This window comes from Gordonia malaquae NBRC 108250, from assembly GCF_000344135.1.
GTDB lineage: Bacteria > Actinomycetota > Actinomycetes > Mycobacteriales > Mycobacteriaceae > Gordonia > Gordonia malaquae.
The window spans coordinates 41,107-63,688 of the sequence record NZ_BAOP01000002.1; the positions used below are offsets into that span (position 1 = coordinate 41,107).

Below are 22,582 nucleotides of genomic sequence, written 5' to 3' on the forward strand. Positions count from 1 at the left end.
TCAACCGCTCGCCCCTTGCCTCTCTCGTCCCGAGTGCGTAGGTTCGTCACCACGTGGTACGCACATGTACCATCGGGAACCGCAAAGGACGAACATGACTTCGACGCACACCGGATCCACCCGCCGTCCGCCGACCGCCCCCTTCCCGTTGCTCACCGGGACGCTCACCCTGGGATCGGGCAGCCGGGCGGCGAGGCGACATCTCCGAGAGAGGTACGGCGACGCGTACCACGTCAAGGTGGTCGGGTTGGGCGACCTCGTGGTCGTGAGCGACAAGGACCTCGCCCGCCAGGTGTACCGGGCCGATCCCACCGTGCTGCACGCCGCGAACGCCATCGGACCGGTCCTCGGCGGCCACTCTCTGTTCTCGTTCGACGAGGACAAACACCGCACCCAGCGCAAGATGCTGACGCCTCCGTTCACCGGTGCGGCACTGCGCAGGCATCACGAGGTCATGCTCGACGAGGCACGACGCGAGATCGCCACCTGGCCGGTCGGCGAGCGCTTCGCGTCACTTCCATCGATGAACGCCATCACGATGCGGGTGATCCTGCGCGCGGTCTACGGAATGAACCACGGCGGCCCCGCATTCTCCGCACTCGCCGAGGATCTCCCCCGATTCGTGCAGGTAGGGCAGGCACTCGCTCTCAGTACGTTCCTCCAGCGGGACTTCGGCCGCTTCTTCCCCCGGCGGATCGCTCACCCGGTTCCGACGCAAGCACGCCGCGGTCATCGACGAGCTGGCCGAGCAGGCTCGGCACGATCTCGACGCGGGACGTGAACGCTCTGACATCCTGTCGATACTGGTGGCCGCCCGCAACGCCGACGGGCTACCGCTGTCTCGTGACGAACTCGTCGACAATCTGCTGGCACTGGTGATCGCCGGATACGAGACCACGGCCGGAACGCTGGCGTGGACGCTCGAGCGCATCACTCGGCACCCAGACCTCCTGCGACGGCTTCAAGTCGAGGCACGTTCCGGCGACTCGGACGACCTCCGCGCGGCCACCCTCGCCGAGGTGCAGCGCACCCGGCCCATCGTTCAGCAGACCCTCCGGCGCGCGATGGCGCCGTTCCCTCTCGGCGACTACCTGATCGACGAGGGCCAGACGATCGTGGTCGACGCACGATCCATCCACGACGACGCAGCCAATCACGAACGGCCAGGCGACTTCGACCCCGATCGGTACGTCGGTTCACGCGTGGACCCGTCCACCTGGATCCCGTTCGGCGGCGGCCTGCGCCGATGCATCGGCGCGTCGTTCGCGCAGGCCGAGATGGACATCGTTCTCCGTGAAGTCCTCCGCGGGGTCGACCTCGCTCCGACGACGGCCCGGCGCGAACCCACGCGGTTCCGCGGCGTCACCTACTCCCCGGGCAGGGGCGGCGAGATCGAAGTGATCCGGCACTCGAGCCCCGACGGCGGGTAGTCTCATGTCCCGATGACAGACAACCGCATGCGAATCCTCGAAGCGCTCGCCGCCGAAGTCGAGGAGAGCGGCTACTCCGCGACCACCGTCGCCGACATCGTTCGTCGGGCACGGGTCTCACGTCGGACGTTCTACGAGAGCTTCCCGGATCGCGATTCCTGCTATCTCGCCCTCGCCGATCACATCAACACGACGATGGTCGATGCGGTCGGAGCCGCATTCGACGCGGTGGCCGACGCTCCGCTCGACGACCGGGTGGAACGCGCGCTGCGAACCTTCGTCACGGTCGCGGCTGCCGCACCGGGCATCACTCTGTCCTTGCACCGCGAGCTTCCCGCGCTCGGCGCAGCCGGGATGCGTCAGCGGCGCGAGATGCTCACGCGGTTCGCCGACCTGGTCACATCGCACATCGACGGCGAATCCGCGACTCCGATCGCCGCGATGTTCCTCGTCTCCGGCTTCAACGAGGTGATCGCCTCCGCGATCGAGGACGGGACCGACCCCGCCGCAGCGCTTCCCGCACTCCGCCGACTCGTCCTCGCGTCACTCGACGCGGACGTCGACGACTGACACTGCCCGGCCCTCACGCCTTAGCGGCGCGACGACGTTCCTTGAGGGTCGCGATCGCGGTCCGCAGACCGCGAGCACGAGGCTGAATCGAGTCGAAACGACGCTCGGACGCCGTCTCCGGAGCGTCGTCGGTGGTCGCGGTGAGCATCCAGTCGGGCAAGGCCAGCTTGTTGATCGTGCGCAGCGTCCGCAGGTACTGCATGGTGAACGACCCGGTGTTGTACGGGAGGTCGTACTTGTCGCAGAGTTCGCGGACTCGCACCGACATGTCGGCGTATCGGTTGCTCGGCAGATCCGGGAACAAGTGGTGCTCGATCTGGTACGATAGGTTGCCGCTCATGAACGCCAGCGCCGGCCCTGCCTCGAAGTTCGCGCTGCCGAGCATCTGCCGCAGGTACCACTGTCCCTGCGTCTCGTTCTCCAGCGTCTCCATCGTGAACTTCTCGGCTCCGTCGGGGAAATGACCACAGAAGATCACGACGTACGCCCACAGGTTCCGAATGAAGTTCGCGGCGAGATTCGCCTTCAACGTGTGCACGAAGTTCGGGCCCGACGCCGCGGGGAACAGCACGTAGTCCTTGGCCATCTGGCGACCGGCCTTGTGCACGAACTTGCGGATCTCCGGACGCGCGGTCTCCATCGGCTTGCGGCCGGCGATGACCTCCTTGAGCTCGAGGTCGTGGAGGGCGATGCCCCACTCGAAGGTCGTGGCCAGCATGATGTTGAAGAACGGCTGGAACGCGCGACGCGGCTCCCACGGCTCGTCGCGGGTCACGCGCAGGATCTTGTAGCCCACGTCGTGATCCATGCCGAGCACGTTCGTGTACTTGTGGTGAATGTAGTTGTGCGAGTGCTTCCAATGCGGCGACGCGCACACCATGTCCCACTCCCACGTCGTGGAGTGCACCTCGGGATCGTTCATCCAGTCCCACTGGCCGTGCATCACGTTGTGGCCGAGTTCCATGTTCTCGATGATCTTGGCCGCCGACAGCGCGCCGGTGCCGAGCCACCACAGTGACCGACGGTGACTTCCGAGAAGCGCGACTCGCCCGAGGAACTCCAACCCGCGCTGGGCCGCAATCGTGCGTCGCAGGTAGCGCGCGTCGCGCTCGCCGAGACTCGATTCCACCTCCCGGCGCAGAGCGTCGAGTTCGGCGCCGAGCGCCTCGACGTCCGCGTCGGTCAGGTGTGCATACTCATTGATATCCGAGATCGCCATCAGGCCCCATTATGCGCTGGTACGGTCCTTGCGGCGCGCGCGGCTGTCCACGATCGCCGTCTTGAGTCCACGACGTCGTCCTGTCGCCTCATCGATGGACGACACCAGTCGAGGCTGACCGTCCGCCCGGAACCGGCGCTCCGACGCAGTCTCCGGCGCATCATCGCTGGTAGCGGAAAGATACTTGTTCGGGAGCGACAGCTTCGCGATCGTTCGCCACGATTTCGCGTACTGAACCGGGAACGAGCCCGTCGTGTACGGGAGGTCGTACTCGGCACAGATCGCCTGCACTCGAACGGAGATCTCCGCGAGCCGGTTGCTCGGCAGGTCCGGGAACAGGTGGTGCTCGATCTGGTACGACAGGTTTCCGCTCATGAACGCGAGAACCGGACCCGATCGGAAGTTGGCGCTGCCAAGCATCTGCCGCAGGTACCACTGACCCTGCGTCTCGTTGTCCATGTCGGCCTTGGTGAACTTCTCCGCACCGTCCGGGAAGTGACCACAGAAGATGACGGCATTGGTCCACACATTGCGGATGACGTTGGCGAGCAGATTGGCAGTCGCGGTCTTCCGAGCAGCCTCGGGCGAGCGGGTCGCCAGCCCGACGAGCGCCGGGAACAGCACGTAGTCCTTACCCGCCTGTCGACCGATCTTGCGGCCCACGTCGCGCAAGTTCCGCTTGAGCTCTGCCTTGGCCTCGGGAGTCTTGCGCTTCTTGCCGAGTTCGAGGTGCTGCGCGGCCACACCGTATTCGAAGAACAGCGCCAACGCTGTGTTGTACACGAGGTTGCCCAGGTAGAACGGCCGCCACCGCTGGTCGCGCGTCACGCGGAGGAGGCCGTAGCCCACGTCGTCGTCCATGCCGAGCACGTTCGTGTACTTGTGGTGCACAAAGTTGTGCGTGTGCTTCCAATGGGCACTGGGGCCCGTGTTGTCCCACTCCCACGAGGTCGAGTGGACCTCCGGGTCGTTCATCCAGTCCCACTGGCCGTGCATCACGTTGTGGCCGAGTTCCATGTTCTCGACGATCTTCGCAACGCCGAGGGTCGCGGCGCCGGCCCACCACAGCGAACGCTTGCGGGCGCCGACCGTGAGGAGGCGTCCGGTGAACTCGAGACCACGCTGGAAACGGATCGTGTTGCGCAGGTAGCGCGCGTCGCGTTCACCGCGGTCGGCTTCGATGTCGGCGCGAATGGCGTCGAGTTCGGCCTGCAGCGCCTCCACGTCGGCGTCGGTCAGGTGCGCGTACTCGGGTACGTCGGCGATGGCCACGGCAACTCCTCTCGTGATGGAAACTAACTTACGCAATCGTAGGTTACGCGTCCGTAAGTTGTCCAGTGACGTGTCACACGTCGAGCGTGCAGTCCCCCGCAGCCGCACTGACGCACGTCTGAATCCGTTCCCCTTCAACGTGTTCCACACCCGTTCGGAGGTCGCGAACACATCCCTTGTCGAGCATCACGACACAGCTCTGGCAGATTCCCATTCGACAGCCGAACGGCATCAGCACGCCCGCTTCTTCGCCCGCCTCAAGCAGAGTCGACGCGCCGTCGACCTCGATCGTCTTACCACCACGCCCGAAGGTGACAGTGCCGCCCTGCGCACCCGCGGCGCCGCGTTCCAGCGCGAAGCGCTCCACGTGCAGTCGATCCTCGCGGCCGCCGTCGTGGAAGAGTCCGGTCAGCATGTCGACGAATCCACTCGGCCCGCACGCCCACGTCTGACGCTCCGCCCAGTCCGGCACCAGATCGTCGAATGCGGTCGCGTCCACGCGCCCGTCGGTCCGGGTCAGTCGGAGCTTCAGGTCGATGAGCCCGGCGTCGGCGTAGCCGCGGAGTTCATCGGCGAACAAGACGTCCGACTCCTCCGGCGCCGAATGCACCAGCACCGCGTCCACCCGCTGACCACGACGGGCCATCGTCCGCAGCATCGAGATGATCGGGGTGATGCCACTGCCGGCCGTCGCGAAGAGCAGCTTCTCCGGGAGCGGGTCGGGCAGGACGAATTCACCGGCTGGAGCGGCGAGCCGGACCACCGTGCCCGGCGTCAGACCGCTCACGAGATGCGACGACAGGAAGCCCTCCGGCATCGCCTTGACGGTGATCGCCACCGTACGGTCGGCCACCGAGCTGTCCGGCTCCGAGGTGAGCGAGTACGACCGCCACGCCCAACGACCGCCCTTCTGCACGCCGATCCCGATGTATTGCCCCGGGTGATAGTCGAACGAGAAGCCCCAGCCGGGAGCGATCACGATCGTCGCACTGTCCGAGGTCACCGGCGTCACGGAGACCACGCGGCCGCGCAGCTCGCGGGCCGACCACAGCGGATTCACCAGGTGGAGATAGTCGTCCGGCAGCAGCGGCGTGGTCACGCGCGCAACCGCGGCCCGCACCCAGTTCCCGCCTTTTCCGCCCGCGACTCCCGCGACCGGTGCCTCGAAACGTTCCCGCCAGCCCATGTTCGTCTCCTCTACCGGTTCCGGTCCCCCGGAACTCCTAACTTACGCTCCCGTAGGTTAGCGGTTCGACGCGCAGAGGGCGAACGGACGTCACGACAGCAGCGTTCCGGGCGCTGCATGGAATGGAGCGAAGAAGTCGTTGGCCGGAGCACCGGCCAGCGACAGCACCAGCCCGGGAACCGGTTGGCCGTCGATCTGCTCGCGGATTATGTCGGCGTGGCCTGCGTGGCGCGCGTACTCCTCCACCTGGTGCGCCAGGTAGTACCGGACCTTGATCGGGCGAGCGTCGAAGACCCCGTCCCACGGCGCGGGCGGCTCGACCGAGTCCGCATCGGGGTCTACGCTGCGGACGACGTCGAGGTACTCCGCTCGCGTGGCGTCGAAGCGAGCGATGACGTCGGACGCCGACTCGCCGTCGGCCGCGGTGAAACTCCCCAGGTAGGCGGCGAATCCAGCCTCGTCGAGAGCGTAGTCGCTGGGGCCGGACGTCAGTCGGTTCACCCCGCCGCGCATGCCGTACTCGGCGTGCTTGATGATTCCCGCCACCGAGAGAGCACTCCGGCACGGCGTCGCCCAGGCCTGCTCTTCGGTGAGACCGAAAGCCGCTGCACGGATGGCGTCGAGTTGCTGATCGATGTAGTTGGCCAGTCCGGTGATCTCGTTGTCCTGAGCGGGTGCATACATGGCGTCCTCCTGAGTTGTGGTGGCCCCTGTTGAGGTTCCCACTCAGTGTGACGAACTATGCGGTCAGTTTCTGTCCGCTTCTGTCAGAGGAGTTCAAGGAGGAACGGAAGTTCCTGTGTCGCGTACCAACCGAGGTCGTGGTCTTCAACGTCTCCGATCGTCAGTTCCGCGTCCTCGTCGCCGAGATCGGCCGCGTCGACGGCGGCGACCGCGGCGACAACTGCGGGCTCAGCTGCGGCGCCGTCGATGTGCACGGCGACGATGTCGCCGACGGCGACAGGCGCGGACAAGCGCACAACGGCGTCGTCGAGGTCCGGCCGCACGGTGGCGTCCGCGTCAGCGACCACCACGACGCGACGCGCGGGCAGCGGCGCATCACCGGTGTCCTCCGACGACAGCAGTCGCAGCGACGCGCGAGCCGCTTCGCGGAGCGCGACTTCGCCGAGCTCTTCGTCGTCGCCGGACGTGTAGGCCTCCCGCAGTGACGGCGTCACCGCGAAGCCGGTTCCGCCGACCGGCGTGAACCCGTCGTCACCCGCGGTCAGGTCCACGATCATGGCCAGCGTCGCCGGCAGATACACCCGCATCGGTACTCCTCATCAATCCTGGGGAAGGCCGCTGGTCAGCAGCTCGTCGAGCGATTCAGCGGTGTAGCCTGCCATCGCAGGCAGATCGGACACCACCGCGCGGTCGGCGACGAAGCCGAACTGCACCGCCCCACCGTACTCATTGACACTGATCGCCATCGCGCGCTGCGCCGCGAGGGTCGGGATCGTGTAGATCTCCTCCACCGGGTGACCGGCGAGATAGCGCTGTGACACCGAGTCGCTCATGGAGATCGGCACGTTGTACGTCCGCTGAAAGATCTGGGAGAACGCCCGCGTCGAGAAATCCGCGAACGGCACCATCCCCAGCTCGGGGAGCAACGGCTTCATCTCCGGTGCGAGTCTGCGTGTGGAGCCCGAGTAGCGGTCGGCGAGCCCGGCCACCTGCATGAGCCGGACAGCGGGCGAGTCCTCGCCGATCGGGAGATCGGTGACGAACTCAGGCTCGTACTCGGGGACCCAGTGCCCCGGGCCGGTCGTGGCGACGTCCGCTTCTCGCGCCCGAAGCGGGACGATCACCCGGATCGTCTCGCCGTGCGTCACAGTGTCTTTCGTCGACAGCGTCCATCTGCGCAGGACGCCGGCGAGCACCGCGAGCACGACGTCGTTGAACGTGCAGTCGAACCGGGTCGCGATCTTCATGCAGTCTCGGCGCGAGACCTGCGCGCACGCGAACAGCCGCGACGACGTCGTCACCGAGTTCAACGGGCTGTCGGGCGCAGTGTTGACGACCTGTTGGACGGTGGACGCCACGAATCGAGCGGATTTGTCGGCGACCGACCAGATGTCGGCCACTGGGCCGTTGCCGCGGAGCAGGGAGTCGACGAGTTCACCGGGGCGCGCCATCGCGTCGGCGAGGGCTCCGACAGTCATGGATGCCTGACCGGGCGGCGACCCCGGCATCCACAGGTCTTCGGCCAGTTCCGGCGGCACGACGCCCGTGTCGCACACGACCTCGCCGATCTCCCGATTCGCCTCCCCCGCGACCAGGCAGCGATGCGACTTCGTGAGCACCGCGACGCGCCCACCCGACAGCCCCTCGATCAGGTACATCTCCCACAACGGCCGCTCCCGGCCGAGCGGACGCGACATGATCCGCGCGATCAGCTCCTGAAGCTGTCCCATCGAACCAGGGTTCGGCAGTGCCGAGAGTCGAACGTGAAAGTTGACGTCGAAGTCCGGGTCGTCCACCCACAGCGGCCGCCCGAGCCCGAGCGCGACCTCTTTGACGACCTGGCGGTAGCGCGGCATCAATTGGAGCCTGCGCTCCACGAGCGACACCAGGGAATGGTAGTTGAGCCGAGCTCCATCGGCCGCCGCCGACGGATCGACCACCAGCAGCGAACCCATGTGCGCGCTGGTCCCCGACCCGTCGAGGAAGTAGTACATCGCGTCTTCCGCCGACAGTCGTTTCACCATGATGCGATTGAGTGTAGCGAGCCTCAGATCAGGCCGAATTCGGTGAGCACCCAGTGCACTTCGGGACGACGCATCCGTCCGGGCAGCAGCAGCGGCCGAAGCTCCACCCGGCCGGCGACGGCGTGCATCCGACCGCCGCGTTCCACGGTCCCGAAGAACTCGGCGGCTCGTGCGGACCGCATCTGCAGGTGCACACGTCGGAGTCGAACCGCCACACCACGGGCAGGGGCCCGCGCCGTCTGCGCCTCCCGCTTCTTGAGCGCGACGGCGACCTGCCCGAACACCTCCGCCGACACGGTTGCCGAGACGTGCTCGCACGGCCGCCGACCGTCGAGCACCTCGAGTATGCGCTGGACCGCGCCGATCACTGCCACACGGGCAGACTGCGCGACCTGGGCGGGCGTCGCCGTGGCACTCGGCCCCGACGACTCCGGGGCGGGCCGCAACTCGATGGTGTTCATACAAGGTTGGACGCACGACACGCCGTGCAGAGTTCCGCGACGCGCCGCGGCAAGACCGGTCAGTGCGCGGTACGACGCCACGGCCACGGGATGCCGTGGACAACGGCGACCACCAGGCCGCCCCAGACGACACCGAAGATCGCCGACGACGCGGTGTTCGCGATCCATCCGATCACGCTCCCGATCGCCGGAATCAGATCGTGGAACCACACTTCGATGTGATGGACGATGCCGTACGGCGACGTCCAGCCGAGCTCATCGGCGCCGACCAGGACGATGTGGCCGCCCACCCAGCACATCGCGACGATGCCGACCGCGCTCAACGTCGACAGCACGACGGGCATCGCCCGGACGAGGCCGCGCCCGGTGGCGGCGACCGCTGAGGTCTCCCGCTTGGCGAGGGCGAGGCCGACGTCGTCCATCTTCACGATCACGCCGACGACGCCGTAGACGAGGATCGTGATGAGGATCGCGACCACCGCGAGGACGACGGTGCGCATCACGAACGGCTCATCGGACACCTCGTTGAGGGCGATGACCATGATCTCGGCCGACAGGATGAAGTCGGTTCGGATCGCACCGCTGACCACGGTCTTCTCCTGATCGGCTCCGACTTCGTCGGTGGTCGACTCGGCTTTGCCGTGACCGGAGACCAGCTCCCAGATCTTCTCGGCCCCCTCGTAGCAGAGGTATGTTCCGCCGAGCATCAGGATCGGAGTGAGCAGCCACGGGACGAACTGACTCAGGATCAGCGCGACCGGCAGGATGATCAGCAGTTTGTTGCGGAGCGAACCCTTGGCGATCTTCCCGATGATCGGCAGTTCACGCGACGGCCGGACACCGTGCACGTAACGCGGTGTGACCGCGGTGTCGTCCACGACGACGCCGACCGCCTTCGCACTCGCCTTGCCGGTTGCCGCCGCGACGTCGTCGACCGATGCCGCCGCCATCTTCGCCAACACCGCGATGTCGTCCAGCAGTGCCGCCAGTCCTCCACTCATGCACTAACAGTAATGCCCGGCAGCGGACAGTTCCGCTGCCGGGCATCACCTGACATTCGTTACTTGCGACGACGACCGCGGCGCTCGGCCTCGCGACGCTCACGGCGGCTGCCCGCGGCGGGCGTCGAAGGAGCGGCCGGTGCGGGCGCCGCACCGGCGAGTTCCTGTGCCTGCGACAGGATCTCGGCGACACCGTCCTCGCCCGGACCGCTGAAGGTGCGAGCCTCCTCGTCGTCGGCGTCGTCTCCTCCGCCGAATCCGGACAGCATGTCGCTGACCGACGTTCCGAGGGCCGGCGCGGGCGCCTGCAGTTCCACCCGAGCATTGAAGAGGATCGAAACCGTCTCCTCCTTCATCGCGTCGAGCATCGCGGTGAACATGTCGTAGCCTTCGCGCTGGTACTCGACCACCGGGTCGCGCTGCGCCATCGACCGCAGGTGGATGCCCTCGCGGAGATAGTCCATCTCGTAGAGGTGATCGCGCCACTTGCGGTCGAGGACCGACAGCAGCACCGAACGCTCGAGGTCGGCCATGCCGGAGTCGCCTGCGACGCCCACGATCTCCTCGACGCGCTTGTCGTAGGCCGCGAGCGCGTCGTCGACGAGCTTCTCACGCAGTTCGTCGCGCGAGATGTCGTCGCGGTCGCCTTCGTCGGTCTCACCGACGACGTCCTTGTAGTCGAGCGTGATCGGGTACAGCTCCTTGAGCGCCGTCCACAGGGTCTCGAGATCCCAGTCCTCGGCGTATCCTTCGGCCGTCGCACCGTCGGCGTACGCGCCGACGACGTCACCGACCATCGTGCGGATCTGTTCGCGGTGATCCTCGCCCTCGAGGATCTCACGCCGCTCACCGTAGATCACCTTGCGCTGCGAGTTCATGACCTCGTCGTACTTGAGGACGTTCTTGCGGATCTCGAAGTTCTGCTCCTCGACCTGCGTCTGAGCGCTGCGGATGGCTCGGGTGACCATCTTCGCCTCGATCGGCACGTCTTCGGGCAGATTGACGCGGTTCATGATGGTCTCGAGCGCGGCGCCGTTGAAGCGACGCATGAGCTCGTCGCCGAGCGACAGGTAGAAGCGGGACTCGCCCGGGTCGCCCTGGCGGCCGGAACGCCCACGCAGCTGGTTGTCGATGCGGCGCGACTCATGGCGCTCCGTGCCGAGCACGTACAGGCCGCCTGCCTCACGCACCTCGTCGGCCTCCGACGCCGCGGCCTTGCGGGCGATGTCGATCGCCTCGTCCCACGCCGCCTCGTACTCCTCCGGCGTGGTGACAGGATCGAGTCCGGCCTTGCGCAGGCGCGTGTCGGCGATGACGTCCGGGTTGCCGCCGAGAACGACGTCCGTTCCTCGACCCGCCATGTTCGTCGCGACCGTGACGGCGTTCAGGCGGCCCGCCTCGGCGACGATCTGCGCTTCCTGCTCGTGGAACTTGGCGTTCAGGACCGAATGGTCGACCCCCGCTTCGGCGAGTTTGCGCGACAGGTACTCGGACCGCTCGACGCTCGTCGTGCCGATCAGCACGGGCTGGCCTTCGCGGTGGCGTTCGACGACGTCGTCGACGACGGCGTCGAACTTGGCCTCTTCGGTCTTGTAGATGAGGTCCGCGCGGTCCTTGCGGGCCATCACGCGGTTCGTCGGGATCGTCACCACGCCCAGCTTGTAGATCTGCTGGAACTCGGCGGCCTCGGTCTCGGCGGTACCGGTCATGCCGGACAGAGTGTCGTACAGGCGGAAGTAGTTCTGCAGCGTGATCGTGGCGAGGGTCTGGTTCTCGGCCTTGATCTCCACGCCCTCCTTCGCCTCGATCGCCTGGTGCAGTCCTTCGTTGAAGCGGCGGCCGTCGAGGACACGTCCGGTGAACTCGTCGACGATCATCACGTCGCCGTTGCGGACGATGTAGTCCTTGTCGCGGTGGAAGAGTTCCTTCACCTTGATCGCGTTGTTCAGGTAGCCGACGAGTTGCGAGTTCTCGGGCTCGTAGAGATTGTCGATGCCGAGACGGTCTTCGACGAATGCGACACCCGCCTCGTGGACGCCGACGGTCTTCTTCTTGATGTCCACCTCGTAGTGGACGTCCTTCTCCAGCAGCGGCGCGATGCGAGCGAACTCGCCGTACCACTTGCTCGACGAGTCTGCGGGGCCGGAGATGATGAGCGGCGTACGGGCCTCGTCGACGAGGATCGAGTCGACCTCGTCCACGACGGCGAAATTGTGCCCGCGCTGCACGAGGTCGTCGAGCGAGTGCGCCATGTTGTCGCGCAGGTAGTCGAAGCCGAACTCGTTGTTCGTGCCGTACGTGATGTCGGCGGCGTACGCGACCCGACGCTGATCGGGCGACATCCCGGTGAGGATGACGGCCGTCTCGAGGCCGAGGAAGCGGTGCACGCGGCCCATCCACTCGGCGTCACGCTTGGCGAGGTAGTCGTTGACGGTGACCACGTGGACGCCCTTGCCCGACAGTGCGTTCAGGTAGGCCGGCAGCACACAGGTGAGGGTCTTGCCCTCACCCGTCTTCATCTCGGCGATGTTGCCAAAGTGCAGCGCCGCGCCACCCATGATCTGCACGTGGAAGTGCTTCTGGTCCAGGACACGCCAGGCCGCCTCGCGGGCCACTGCGAAGGCTTCGAGGAGAAGATCGTCGAGAGTCTCACCCTTCTCGAGCCGACCGCGGAACTCCTCGGTCTTGCCGCGCAGTTCGTCATCGCTGAGGGCTTCCATCTCGTCGGAGAGCGCTTCCACGCTCGTCGCGTACGAATCCAGTCGCTTGACCAGACGGCCTTCGCCGAGTCGGAGCAGCTTGTTGAGCAACGGTAATCCTCTTGATAGGCGGTCGAGTTCTCCGTCGGCCCCACCCGCCGTCGGACGGTGGACCGGACAGACCTGGTCCCATGATACGCAGCGGACACCCGAAGGCATGGCACACGTCACCGGAACAGCACTCTGCCGCCCCCGCCGATCGGCGGGGGCGGCAGAGTGAGCGCGCGGTTTACGCGAGTCGGATGAGGCCGTAGTCGAAGGCGTGACGACGGTAGACCACCGACGCCTTATCGGTCTCGGAGTCGTGGAACAGGAAGAAATCGTGTCCGACGAGTTCCATCTCGTAGAGCGCGTCGTCCACGCTCATCGGGACGGCGGGGTGATCCTTGACGCGAACCACCTGCCCCGGCTGGTGACCGTCGAGTCCGTCGTCCCACGGGTCGACGCCGTTCACTGATGTCACCTCGGGCAACGGCGGCAGTGCGTCCGCGGTGGCCTCGGCGAGCGAGGTGGCCCGACGCTGTCCGTCCTTGCGGACCTGCTTGCGCCGCTTGGAGCGACGCAGTCGCTTGTGGAGTTTGTCGAAGGCGAGTTCGGTGGCGGCGTAGAAGTTCTCACCGCTGCCCTGTGCGCGGACGATCGGTCCGCGTCCGATGCCTGTGACTTCCACGACCTGACTCTGCTTGGCCTGGCGCCGGTTCGGTTCGTGGAAGAGGACGACGTCGAACCGGTAGATCGAGTCGTCGAAATGTTCGAGGCGGGAGAGTTTGTCGCCGAGGTAACTGCGGAAGTGATCGGGAATCTCCACGTTCCTGCCGTTCCAGGAGACATCGGCTCGAGGCTCGGCGAGTTCGCCTGCGTCGGTGGAGTTCGCCGGCGGCGTGAAGGCGGCCGCCAGTTCTTCTCGACTCTGAGGTTCCGGGCCCTTGGGCTCGCGCTGACCTTTGCGGTGAACAACCGTCATATCGTGTTCCTCCTCAGATAGCTCCCATCGGACCAGCGCCCGAGATGGGATACCAATTCGCTTGGCGCACTGCAGGATCCGCTGCGTGAAACCCGTGCGCGCGGCAGTGTCGCTGCTATGTCAGCGAGTGTTCACCTCCCGGCATCTCACGTTCATCACTGCCACTTCCGAAGGTATCCGCAAACTCCCCGCCCGGCCACGTTTTAGCCGAACGTCGGCCCTTATGCATTCGCCAAGACGACAACGGCGGCCACGTGGACTCCGGCACGACGCAGCACACGGACCGACGCGGCCGCAGTCGCTCCGGTGGTGAGGACGTCGTCCACGAGCACCGTGACCGTTCGCCCCTCTCGCATGGCCCGCGGCGGTCGGCCGGTCAGAGTCACCGCACCCGCGAGATTGGACGACCGCGCCCCGGCACTCAGCCCCGCGGAATCGCGAGTGAAGTGGCCGCTGCGAAGCAGTGCGGTCACATGCACGCGGTCGCCGAGGCGACTCACCGCGCCCTCCGCGGTGAGGGTGACCGGGTCTCCGCCGCGCCGACGGGCCGACGCGGCCCGGGTCGGTGCGGGCACCAACACCAGTGCACCGCTCCCGGAGAGCTCGCCCCAGTCGGCGAGCACGATCAGCGCGGACGCGAGGGCGTCGCCGAGTATCGGCGCGAGGTCGCGCCTGCCGTGCTCTTTGAGCGCGAGGATCGCGGCGCGGAGCGGGCCGTCGTACCGACCGACAGACCATGCCGGGACATCGAGTTCACACCGCGGGTGCACCGCCCGCGGCGCGTCGACGAGCGCGGCCGCGCAGCGCGGGCACCACTGTGTGCCGGGCCTGCCGCAGCCACCGCACACCAGAGGCACAGCGAGATCTCCGACCGCCAGCGCGATCTGCCGCACCCGGCTCGCAGGCCAACCCATCCCTGCAGCATGACCGACCGGACCCGAAATGTCAGGCTCGGTGTCCACAGGCGGGATCGGTCGGTCAGCCCGCGGGAACCACCGGGACCGTGCCCGCCGGGATCGACGTCCCGACGCTCGTCCAGTACTGGTCCGGGCGTGACGAGTCCGTGCCGAGTTGCAGCACCCCCTGGGAGTCCGTGACGAAGACACTGCGGGACGACGCCGCGATCGCGCTCAGCGGAGGCTTCAGATTGCCTCCGACAAGACCTGACGACGCACCGCCCGCGATCGAGATCCGCATCACCGGCGTGTCGTCGCCGCTGCGGATCACGTACAGCACACTCGACGTGGCCCACGTGACGTCAAGAACGGGAGTGTCGATGTCGATGGCCGCGGGCCGGACCCCGGTCAACGACGGCACACCCCGCTCGTTGGTCGACACCACCGCCAGCATCGGCCTGCCGCCGACGACAAGCGCCACGCGCACTCCGTCGGGCGCCACGTTCATCGACGTGATCTCCCCGGGCGCGGCGTCGGAGACCGCGCGCACATCGATGAGACCAGACCTGGCGACACCGTTGGCATCGCGTGACCACTGGACCGGTCGGCCGTCGACGATCGCATAGCCGATGGCGCCGCCCGCCCCGAACGACGGTGACGTGATCGTTCTGCCCGAGGTCACGTCCGCGGTCGACGCACCGTACGGCCCCTCCACCAAGAATTGCCGATCCCCACGTTGAACGACGGCTGTCGTCCGGCTCAGATCGCCGGTGATGGCGGCGAGGCGGACATCGCGCGCCGTGCCGAGCGGTCCCGGAACGGTCACGTAACGCTGTCCGGTCGACCTCACCAGCGCTCCGTTGCGAATGAGATGAAGCACGGGCTGTGTGGTCTGTTCGGCATCGGGTTCGAAGGACCTGACGTCGGCGGTCCGCCAACCGCCGTCCTGGTCGGCCACGAGAGGCGCACCGTCGGCGTTGATGTTGTACGTGCCACTGATCCCGGCGGCGTCCAGGGTCCACACGATCTGCGCCGCGAGGACCGTCCGGTTGCCGGTGTCCGTGTCGGCGACGTTCCCGAGGTCGACGGTGACCGAGTCCGAGTCGGTCGTGACCGGCGCCGCCAGGGTCGCCCCCTTGTCCGCGCCGGTGCCGACGGCGCCTGACAGATCGGGCGACGGGCCGCGCATCAGCAGGGTCACCAGGTCGCTCGCCTGCGGAGTCGGGCCGAACGTCCAGCGAGGATCGGTCACGAGGCGCTTCATCGTGCGGTCGGGGAAGTACAGGTCCGCACGGCGGTAGGCGGTGAGGAACTGGGCGTTGTCGGTAATGACTCCCCGTGGGAGATCGCCGTTGATCCGCCATCCTGACGCCGTTCTGGCCATCGACAGCGGGATCACCATGGTCCCGGACGCAGGCAGGAGCTGACCGGCGGAACTGAGGGTGCCGACCTGGTCCGCGGTGATGCGGAGACGGACAGCGCTCTCCGTGCGTTCGTCGACCACCACGCTGACGTTGTCGACGATCGTCATGTCTCCCTGGTCGTCCCACTTCGCCGACGTCGCGGCGGTCAGGTACTTTCGGGCGGCCTTGTGTCCCGCGGTCGGATCGGCCATCGCGCGCACGAAATTGCGGGCCAGCGTCTCGGGATCGTCCGACCGTCGGGGCACGGGCACCGCGTTCAACGGGTCCTTACGGCTGAAAGCCTCGATGGGCTGGGGCGCCGAATCGTCCGGGATCGCCACACAACCCGTCAACAGGGTCGCCAAGACCAGGAGCAACGCTGCGATCCTGCGCCGACGGGGAATCATCGCTGGACCTCCGATGACGGTTTCAACGGCAATGGACTGCCGAGAAGCTTGTGTCCGCGGACGAGGGGCAGCGTCAATCGGAAACAGGAGCCGACCCCGGGTTCCCCCCACGCTTCGAGCCTGCCCGCGTGAAGCCTGGCGTCTTCGATGCTGATCGCCAGCCCGAGGCCCGTGCCGCCGGACCGGCGGACCCGCGACGGGTCGGATCGCCAGAACCGGTTGAAGACGAGCTTCTCCTCACCTGGTCGCAGGCCGATGCCCTGATCGCGCACGGTGATGGCGACCGCGTCCCCGTCGGAGCGCATCGTGAGAGTGATCGGCTTGTGCTCGCCGTGGTCGATGGCGTTGGCCAGCAGGTTGCGGAGGACTCGTTCGACGCGCCGCGGGTCGATCTCGGCGAACACCGGCTCGGACGGCAGGTTGATGACGAGTTCGGTGCCCGACTCCTTGGCGAGGTGCGTGACGGTGGAGACCGCGCCGTCGATCGGGATGGCCATGTCCATCCGTTCGGCGGCGAGATCGGCCATGCCCGCGTCGTGCCTGGAGATCTCGAGGAGTTCGGTGAGGAGCATCTCGAAGCGTTCCAGCTCTTTCGACATCAGCTCCACGGACCGTCGCTGCATCGGTTCGAAGTCGTCGCGGCTCTCATAGAGGATGTCGGCGGCCATCTGAACGGTGGTCAGCGGCGTGCGCAGTTCGTGGCTGACGTCGCTGGTGAACTGCCGCTGCAACCCGCCGAACTCCTCGAGGTGCGTGATCTGTTTCGACAGGCTCTCGGCCATGTCGTTGAAGCTGACCGCGAGTCGCGCGAACTCGTCGTCGCCGTGCACCGGCATGCGTTCGGCGAGGCGGCCGTCGGCGAACCTGACGGCGATCCGCGATGCCGCGCGCAGCGGTGCGATCACCTGTCTCGACACCAGCCAGGCGATCGCCGCGAGCAGGCCGAGGAGGACCACTCCGCCTGCGAGCAGAGTTCCACGGACCAGGTTGACGGTGTTCTGCTCACCGGACAGCGGGAACACGAGGTACATCTCGAGGCCCTGCATCGGGGTCTCGACGGGTGTGCCGACGACGAGCGCCGGAACGGTCTCGCCGTTCCGCTCGACGGAGGTGTACTGGTACGCGACCTGCCCGCCTCCGACCATCGACTGCAGGCCCTTCGGCACTTCTCGGACCGGACCGACCGACAGTTCGTCGCTCACGGCGCCGTTCTTGCTGACGGTGAGCACGCTGTCGAAGGTGCCGATCCCCGAGGCCCCGGACCCCGACTCGGCATCGCTGTCGGAGAGCAGGGAGCGCGCCCTGGCCATCGCGTTCTGCGGCGACGAGTTGGTGTCGCTCGATGACAGCACGCGTTCGACGATGCCGCGTGCCCGGTCGACCTCTTCGGTGGCCGCGGCCTGTTTCGCGTCCAGGAGTCGGCCGGTGATCTGGCTGATCAGCAGGAACCCGAGGATGAGCAGCACAACGAATGACAACGCGAGGGTCGACACGACGACCCGCAACTGGAGCGAACGGGACCACAGCGAACCGAACGCGCGGCCGATCGAGCCAGCCGCGCGTTGGGTGCTGATGACGAGCCGGTTCAACCGGCGGCGACCGCTCATGGCGGGCCGGCCTTGTAGCCGACTCCTCTCACCGTGAGCACGATCTCGGGATTCTCCGGGTCGATCTCCACCTTCGCGCGGAGACGCTGAACGTGCACGTTCACCAGGCGGGTGTCGGCCGGATGTCGGTATCCCCACACCTGTTCGAGCAGCACGTCGCGGGTGAACACCTGGCGAGGCTTGCGGGCGAGAGCGACGAGGAGATCGAACTCGAGCGGGGTCAGGGAAATCATCGTGCCGTCGCGGGTCACCTTGTGGGCGGGGACGTCGATCTCGACGGGGCCGATGGACAGGAGTTCCGCGGGCTCGTCCTCCGTGCGCCGGAGTCGAGCGCGGATGCGTGCGACGAGTTCTTTCGGCTTGAACGGCTTCACCATGTAGTCGTCGGCCCCGGACTCGAGGCCGAGGACTACGTCGACGGTGTCCGACTTGGCGGTCAGCATGACGATCGGGACACCCGAGTCGGCCCGCAGGACCCGACAGACGTCGATCCCGTTCATGCCGGGCAGCATCAAGTCGAGCAGGACGAGGTCGGGGCGCACTTCACGCACCGCGGTCAGCGCCTGCGTCCCGTCACCGACGACAAACGGCTCGAATCCCTCGTTGCGAAGCACGATGGTCAGCATCTCGGCGAGGGCGGCGTCGTCGTCGACGACCAGGACGCGTGGCTTCATGAGGATCAATGGTGTCACCTCCCGCGCCGCCGGTGGGGTTCCGACACGCACCGGCCCGGCCCGGCCCTCGCCTCCGGCACGGGCCGCCGATCGGGTCGTACACTGTGCCGCGTGGGCATTCTGGTGGCGATCGAGGGCTTGGACGGAGCAGGCAAGCAGACGATTGTCGGGCGCATTCACGCGGCCGCGCAGGAGCGCGGCGCACGAACGGCGACGTTCACATTCCCCCGATACGGCGAATCGATCACTGCCGACCTCGCCTCCGAAGCCCTGCACGGCGCGCACGGCGACCTGCGGAACAGCGTGTACGCGATGGCGCTGCTGTTCGCCCTCGACCGCGCGGCGGCCGGCGCGGCGTTGAAGGCCGCGTGTCGCGAGCACGACCTGGTCATCTGCGATCGGTACGTCGCGTCGAACGCCGCCTACAGCGCGGCCAGGCTCGGCGAGCAGATCGAGTCGTCCTCCGTCGTCGACTGGGTGTCCGATCTCGAATTCGGTCGGTTCCGGGTCCCCGTGCCAGACCACCAACTGTTGCTCGGAGTCCCGCCCGAGGTCGCGATGGCACGCGCCTCCGGCCGGGCCGCGTCCGACGCCGACCGTCCCGTCGACCATTACGAACGCGACGGCGACCTGCAGTCGGCGGTCTATGCGGCCTACACCGATCTCGCGTCCGCGAATTGGATGTCGGACTGGTCGCACGCCGCCGACGACGACGCCGTCGCCGCGGTCATGTCGCTGCTTTCCTGAACGAGGTGTTCAACGACAAACGAGGCACGCATGCGTGCCTCGTTTGTCGTTGAACACCTCGGAAACCCTCGTCGGGGTCAGTAGCGGTAGTGCTCCGGCTTGTACGGTCCTTCGACGTCGACGCCGATGTACTCCGCCTGCTCCTTCGTGAGCTTGGTCAGCGTGCCGCCGAGAGCTTCGACGTGGATGCGCGCGACCTTCTCATCGAGGTGCTTGGGGAGGCGGTACACCTCGTTGTCGTACTCGTCGTTCTTGGTCCACAGCTCGATCTGAGCGATGACCTGGTTCGAGAAGCTGTTGCTCATCACGAACGACGGGTGGCCGGTCGCGTTGCCGAGGTTCAGCAGGCGCCCCTCGGACAGCACGATGATCGACTTGCCGTCGGGGAACACCCACTGGTCGACCTGCGGCTTGATGTTGATGCGCGTGAGGCCCTCGGCGGACTCGAGGCCCGCCATGTCGATCTCGTTGTCGAAGTGGCCGATGTTGCCCAGGATGGCCTGGTTCTTCATCTGCTTCATGTGATCGAACGTGATGATGCCGAGGTTGCCGGTCGAAGTGATGACGATGTCGGCGTTCGCGATCGCGTCTTCGACAGTCACGACGTCGAAACCGTCCATCAGCGCCTGCAGTGCGTTGATCGGGTCGACCTCGGTCACCTGGACCCGTGCACCCTGCCCGGCGAGCGATTCGGCGCAGCCCTTGCCCACGTCGCCGTAGCCGCAGATCAGCACTTTCTTGCCGCCGATGAGGACGTCGGTGCCGCGGTTGATGCCGTCGATCAGCGAATGGCGGGTGCCGTACTTGTTGTCGAACTTGCTCTTGGTGACCGAGTCGTTGACGTTGATCGCCGGGAAGCTCAGGTCGCCTGCGGCGGCGAACTGGTAAAGGCGGAGGACACCGGTCGTGGTCTCCTCGGTGACACCCTGCACCGACTCCGACACGGCCGTCCACTTGCCTGCGTCCTCGGCGAGCGAGCGGCGCAGCAGTTCCAGGAACACCTTGTACTCGGCCGGGTGGCTGTCGTCGACCGGCGGGACGACGCCCGCCTTCTCGAACTCCGCGCCCCGCAGCACCAACATGGTGGCGTCACCGCCGTCGTCGAGGATCATGTTGGCCGGCTCGCCGTCCCAGGTGAGCATGCGCTCGGCCGCCCACCAGTACTCCTCGAGCGTCTCGCCCTTCCACGCGAACACCGGGACGCCCTTGGGCTCCTCCGGGGTGCCGTGCGGTCCGACGACGATCGCGGCCGCCGCGTGGTCCTGGGTGGAGAAGATGTTGCACGACGCCCATCGGACCTCGGCGCCGAGCGCGGTGAGGGTCTCGATGAGGACGGCCGTCTGCACGGTCATGTGCAGCGAACCGGAGATGCGGGCGCCCTTGAGCGGCGCGACGTCGGCGTACTCGCGGCGCAGCTCCATGAGGCCGGGCATCTCGTGCTCGGCGAGGCGGATCTCCTTGCGGCCGTACTCGTGGAGCGACAGGTCGGCGACCTTGAACTCGATCCCGTTGATGGTCTCGCTGGTCAAAGCGTCCGAAGGCGCGGTCATCTGATCCCTCTCGATCGTGAAGTCTTTTCGTCTCGAACGACGGTACCGGTCGCCCAGCTCGGGCGACCGGTACGGTCGTTGTTTCTCTCGACGAGGCTACGTCAGGAGTCGTCCCCTGACGACTTGGTGAGATCCGTACTCGACGAATCGGCCGCAGCGTCGGCCGGCGCATACCCTGGCAACTCCATGCGTTCCCGCATGCCGAGGACCGAGTGCCGCGCACCGTAGGCAAGGTAGACGACCACACCGAGCACCATCCAGATCAGGAATCGAATCCAGGTGAAGGCGCTCAGGTTGATCATCAGCCATGCGCAGGCCAGGACCGCGAGGATCGGGACCAGCGGCACGAACGGGACACGGAATCCGCGCTTGAGGTCCGGGCGGGTGCGTCGCAGGACGACCACGCCGACGCAGACCAGCACGAAGGCGAAGAGGGTGCCGATGTTGACCATCTCTTCGAGTTCGCCGATCGGAAGGAAGCCCGCCAGGAACGCGGACACGCCGCCGACGATCAGGGTGATGCGCACCGGAGTGCCCCGATTCCCGGTCTTTGCCAGACCACGCGGGAACAGTCCGTCGCGGGCCATCGCGAATCCGACGCGAGTCTGACCGAGGAGCATGACCATCACGACGGTGGTGAGGCCGGAGAGCGCACCGATGACGATCAGCCACTGCGCCCACGTGACACCGTGCTCGCCGAATGCCGTGGCGAGCGTGGCGTTCTCACCTGCGAGCTTCGTGTACTTGACCATGCCGGTGAGAACGAGGGTGACGCCGACGTAGAGGACGGTGACGATCGCCAGCGATCCGAGGATGCCTCGAGGCAACGAACGCTGCGGGTCCTTGGTCTCCTCCGCGGTGGTGGCGACGACGTCGAAGCCGATGAACGCGAAGAACACGAGCGACGCGGCGGCGAGCAGGCCGTACCAGCCGAAGTTGGAGCCTTCGCCGCCGGTCATCATGGAGAACAGCGTCTGGTGGAGGCCGGATGCGCCGCCCTCACCCTTGGGCTCCGACGGGGGAATGTACGGGGAGTAGTTGTCGGTCGAGATGTAGAACGAACCGACGATGATCACAAGCAGCACCACCGACACCTTGATCGCGGTGAAGACGAGCGACACCACCGATGAGATCTTGGTGCCGAGCACCAGCAACGTGGTCAGCGCGGCGATCAGCACGACCGCGCCCCAGTCGAAGCTCTCGAACGCGCCGGTGCCGTCACCGTTGCCGAAACTGATGACGGTGAACGACGTCGTCATCGGATCTCGGTCGGCTATCAGACAGAGGAACTCGTTGAGGTAGTGCGACCATCCCTTCGAGACGACGGAGGCCGCGAGCGCGAACTCGAGGATCAGGTCCCAGCCGATGATCCAGGCGATGAACTCGCCGAATGTGGCATAGGAGAAGGTGTACGCCGAACCCGCCACCGGAACAGTCGACGCGAACTCGGCGTAACAGAGGGCGGCGAGGGCACAGGCGATCGCCGCGAGGACAAACGCCAGCGAGACGGCGGGTCCGGCGACGTTGCCCGCGGTGCGGGCCGTCAGCGTGAAGATGCCTGCGCCGACGACGACGGCGACGCCGAACACCGTGAGGTCCCAGGACGTCAGATCTTTCTTGAGCTTTGTGTCGGGTTCGTCGGTGTCGGCCATCGATTGCTCGACCGACTTCACTCGGAACATCGGGTTACTCACGGTGTGCTCCTTCTTCTGTTGTATCGCTCCGCGT

General features: G+C 66.7%; 18 protein-coding genes and 1 pseudogene. 3 read left to right on the forward strand and 16 right to left on the reverse strand.

What is annotated here, in order from left to right:
* Nucleotides 1–94 precede the first annotated feature (94 nt).
* A pseudogene (locus GM1_RS22865) lies at nucleotides 95–1,430 on the forward strand (cytochrome P450).
* Between the two features lie 12 nt (nucleotides 1,431–1,442).
* The gene (locus GM1_RS00955) at nucleotides 1,443–2,000 is read left to right on the forward strand and encodes a TetR/AcrR family transcriptional regulator (RefSeq protein ID WP_008375881.1); all 558 of its coding nucleotides are present in this window, start codon (nucleotides 1,443–1,445) and stop codon (nucleotides 1,998–2,000) included.
* Between the two features lie 13 nt (nucleotides 2,001–2,013).
* On the opposite strand, the gene GM1_RS00960 is transcribed toward GM1_RS00955, so the two are convergent.
* The 14 genes from GM1_RS00960 to mtrA all read right to left on the reverse strand — a co-directional run bounded on the left by GM1_RS00960 (nucleotide 2,014) and on the right by mtrA (nucleotide 18,557).
* A complete protein-coding gene (locus GM1_RS00960) occupies nucleotides 2,014–3,219 on the reverse strand; it encodes a fatty acid desaturase family protein (RefSeq protein ID WP_008375882.1) in 1,206 nt (401 codons plus the stop codon).
* 9 nt (nucleotides 3,220–3,228) lie between these two features.
* Nucleotides 3,229–4,491, reverse strand: a complete 1,263-nt coding sequence (locus GM1_RS00965; protein ID WP_008375883.1) for a fatty acid desaturase family protein — start codon at nucleotides 4,489–4,491, stop codon at nucleotides 3,229–3,231.
* Nucleotides 4,492–4,564: 73 nt separating this feature from the next.
* Complete coding sequence (locus GM1_RS00970) at nucleotides 4,565–5,677, reverse strand: ferredoxin reductase (protein WP_008375884.1); 1,113 nt, start codon at nucleotides 5,675–5,677, stop codon at nucleotides 4,565–4,567.
* Nucleotides 5,678–5,767: 90 nt separating this feature from the next.
* Nucleotides 5,768–6,361 (reverse strand): mycothiol transferase, encoded by a 594-nt coding sequence (locus GM1_RS00975; RefSeq protein ID WP_008375885.1) that lies wholly within the window; start codon nucleotides 6,359–6,361, stop codon nucleotides 5,768–5,770.
* 83 nt (nucleotides 6,362–6,444) lie between these two features.
* Nucleotides 6,445–6,948: a DUF6912 family protein gene (locus GM1_RS00980; RefSeq protein WP_008375886.1), complete on the reverse strand. Its 504-nt coding sequence runs from the start codon at nucleotides 6,946–6,948 to the stop codon at nucleotides 6,445–6,447.
* 12 nt (nucleotides 6,949–6,960) lie between these two features.
* On the reverse strand, nucleotides 6,961–8,385 hold the full coding sequence (locus GM1_RS00985) for a wax ester/triacylglycerol synthase family O-acyltransferase (protein WP_008375887.1): 1,425 nt from the start codon (nucleotides 8,383–8,385) through the stop codon (nucleotides 6,961–6,963).
* Between the two features lie 23 nt (nucleotides 8,386–8,408).
* Nucleotides 8,409–8,927: an Rv3235 family protein gene (locus GM1_RS00990; RefSeq protein ID WP_223291405.1), complete on the reverse strand. Its 519-nt coding sequence runs from the start codon at nucleotides 8,925–8,927 to the stop codon at nucleotides 8,409–8,411.
* On the reverse strand, nucleotides 8,906–9,847 hold the full coding sequence (locus tag GM1_RS00995; protein WP_008375889.1) for a DUF808 domain-containing protein: 942 nt from the start codon (nucleotides 9,845–9,847) through the stop codon (nucleotides 8,906–8,908). Before GM1_RS00995 ends, GM1_RS00990 begins: the two co-directional genes overlap by 22 nt.
* Nucleotides 9,848–9,906: 59 nt before the next feature.
* Entirely contained in the window at nucleotides 9,907–12,657 is a 2,751-nt protein-coding gene (gene secA / locus GM1_RS01000; protein ID WP_008375891.1) for a preprotein translocase subunit SecA, read from the reverse strand.
* A 178-nt stretch (nucleotides 12,658–12,835) separates the two neighbouring features.
* Nucleotides 12,836–13,570 carry a ribosome hibernation-promoting factor, HPF/YfiA family gene (gene hpf / locus GM1_RS01005; RefSeq protein ID WP_008375893.1) on the reverse strand — a complete coding sequence of 245 codons (735 nt, stop codon included), beginning with the start codon at nucleotides 13,568–13,570 and terminating at the stop codon, nucleotides 12,836–12,838.
* Nucleotides 13,571–13,791: 221 nt separating this feature from the next.
* Nucleotides 13,792–14,484 carry a ComF family protein gene (locus GM1_RS01010; RefSeq protein ID WP_008375894.1) on the reverse strand — a complete coding sequence of 231 codons (693 nt, stop codon included), beginning with the start codon at nucleotides 14,482–14,484 and terminating at the stop codon, nucleotides 13,792–13,794.
* A gap of 64 nt (nucleotides 14,485–14,548) precedes the next feature.
* Nucleotides 14,549–16,276: an LpqB family beta-propeller domain-containing protein gene (locus tag GM1_RS01015; protein ID WP_008375895.1), complete on the reverse strand. Its 1,728-nt coding sequence runs from the start codon at nucleotides 16,274–16,276 to the stop codon at nucleotides 14,549–14,551.
* The gene (gene mtrB, locus GM1_RS01020; RefSeq protein ID WP_008375896.1) at nucleotides 16,273–17,883 is read right to left on the reverse strand and encodes an MtrAB system histidine kinase MtrB; all 1,611 of its coding nucleotides are present in this window, start codon (nucleotides 17,881–17,883) and stop codon (nucleotides 16,273–16,275) included. Before mtrB ends, GM1_RS01015 begins: the two co-directional genes overlap by 4 nt.
* The gene (gene mtrA / locus GM1_RS01025) at nucleotides 17,880–18,557 is read right to left on the reverse strand and encodes an MtrAB system response regulator MtrA (protein WP_040519223.1); all 678 of its coding nucleotides are present in this window, start codon (nucleotides 18,555–18,557) and stop codon (nucleotides 17,880–17,882) included. The genes mtrB and mtrA overlap by 4 nt, the downstream gene beginning before the upstream one ends.
* Nucleotides 18,558–18,668: 111 nt before the next feature.
* Here mtrA and GM1_RS01030 point away from each other — a divergent pair, with 111 nt between their 5' ends.
* Complete coding sequence (locus GM1_RS01030; protein ID WP_008375898.1) at nucleotides 18,669–19,304, forward strand: dTMP kinase; 636 nt, start codon at nucleotides 18,669–18,671, stop codon at nucleotides 19,302–19,304.
* Between the two features lie 77 nt (nucleotides 19,305–19,381).
* On the opposite strand, the gene ahcY is transcribed toward GM1_RS01030, so the two are convergent.
* Together ahcY and GM1_RS01040 are read right to left on the reverse strand one after the other, a co-directional pair.
* On the reverse strand, nucleotides 19,382–20,854 hold the full coding sequence (ahcY, locus tag GM1_RS01035; RefSeq protein ID WP_008375899.1) for an adenosylhomocysteinase: 1,473 nt from the start codon (nucleotides 20,852–20,854) through the stop codon (nucleotides 19,382–19,384).
* A 101-nt stretch (nucleotides 20,855–20,955) separates the two neighbouring features.
* On the reverse strand, nucleotides 20,956–22,536 hold the full coding sequence (locus GM1_RS01040) for an amino acid permease (RefSeq protein ID WP_081604215.1): 1,581 nt from the start codon (nucleotides 22,534–22,536) through the stop codon (nucleotides 20,956–20,958).
* Nucleotides 22,537–22,582: the final 46 nt, after the last annotated feature.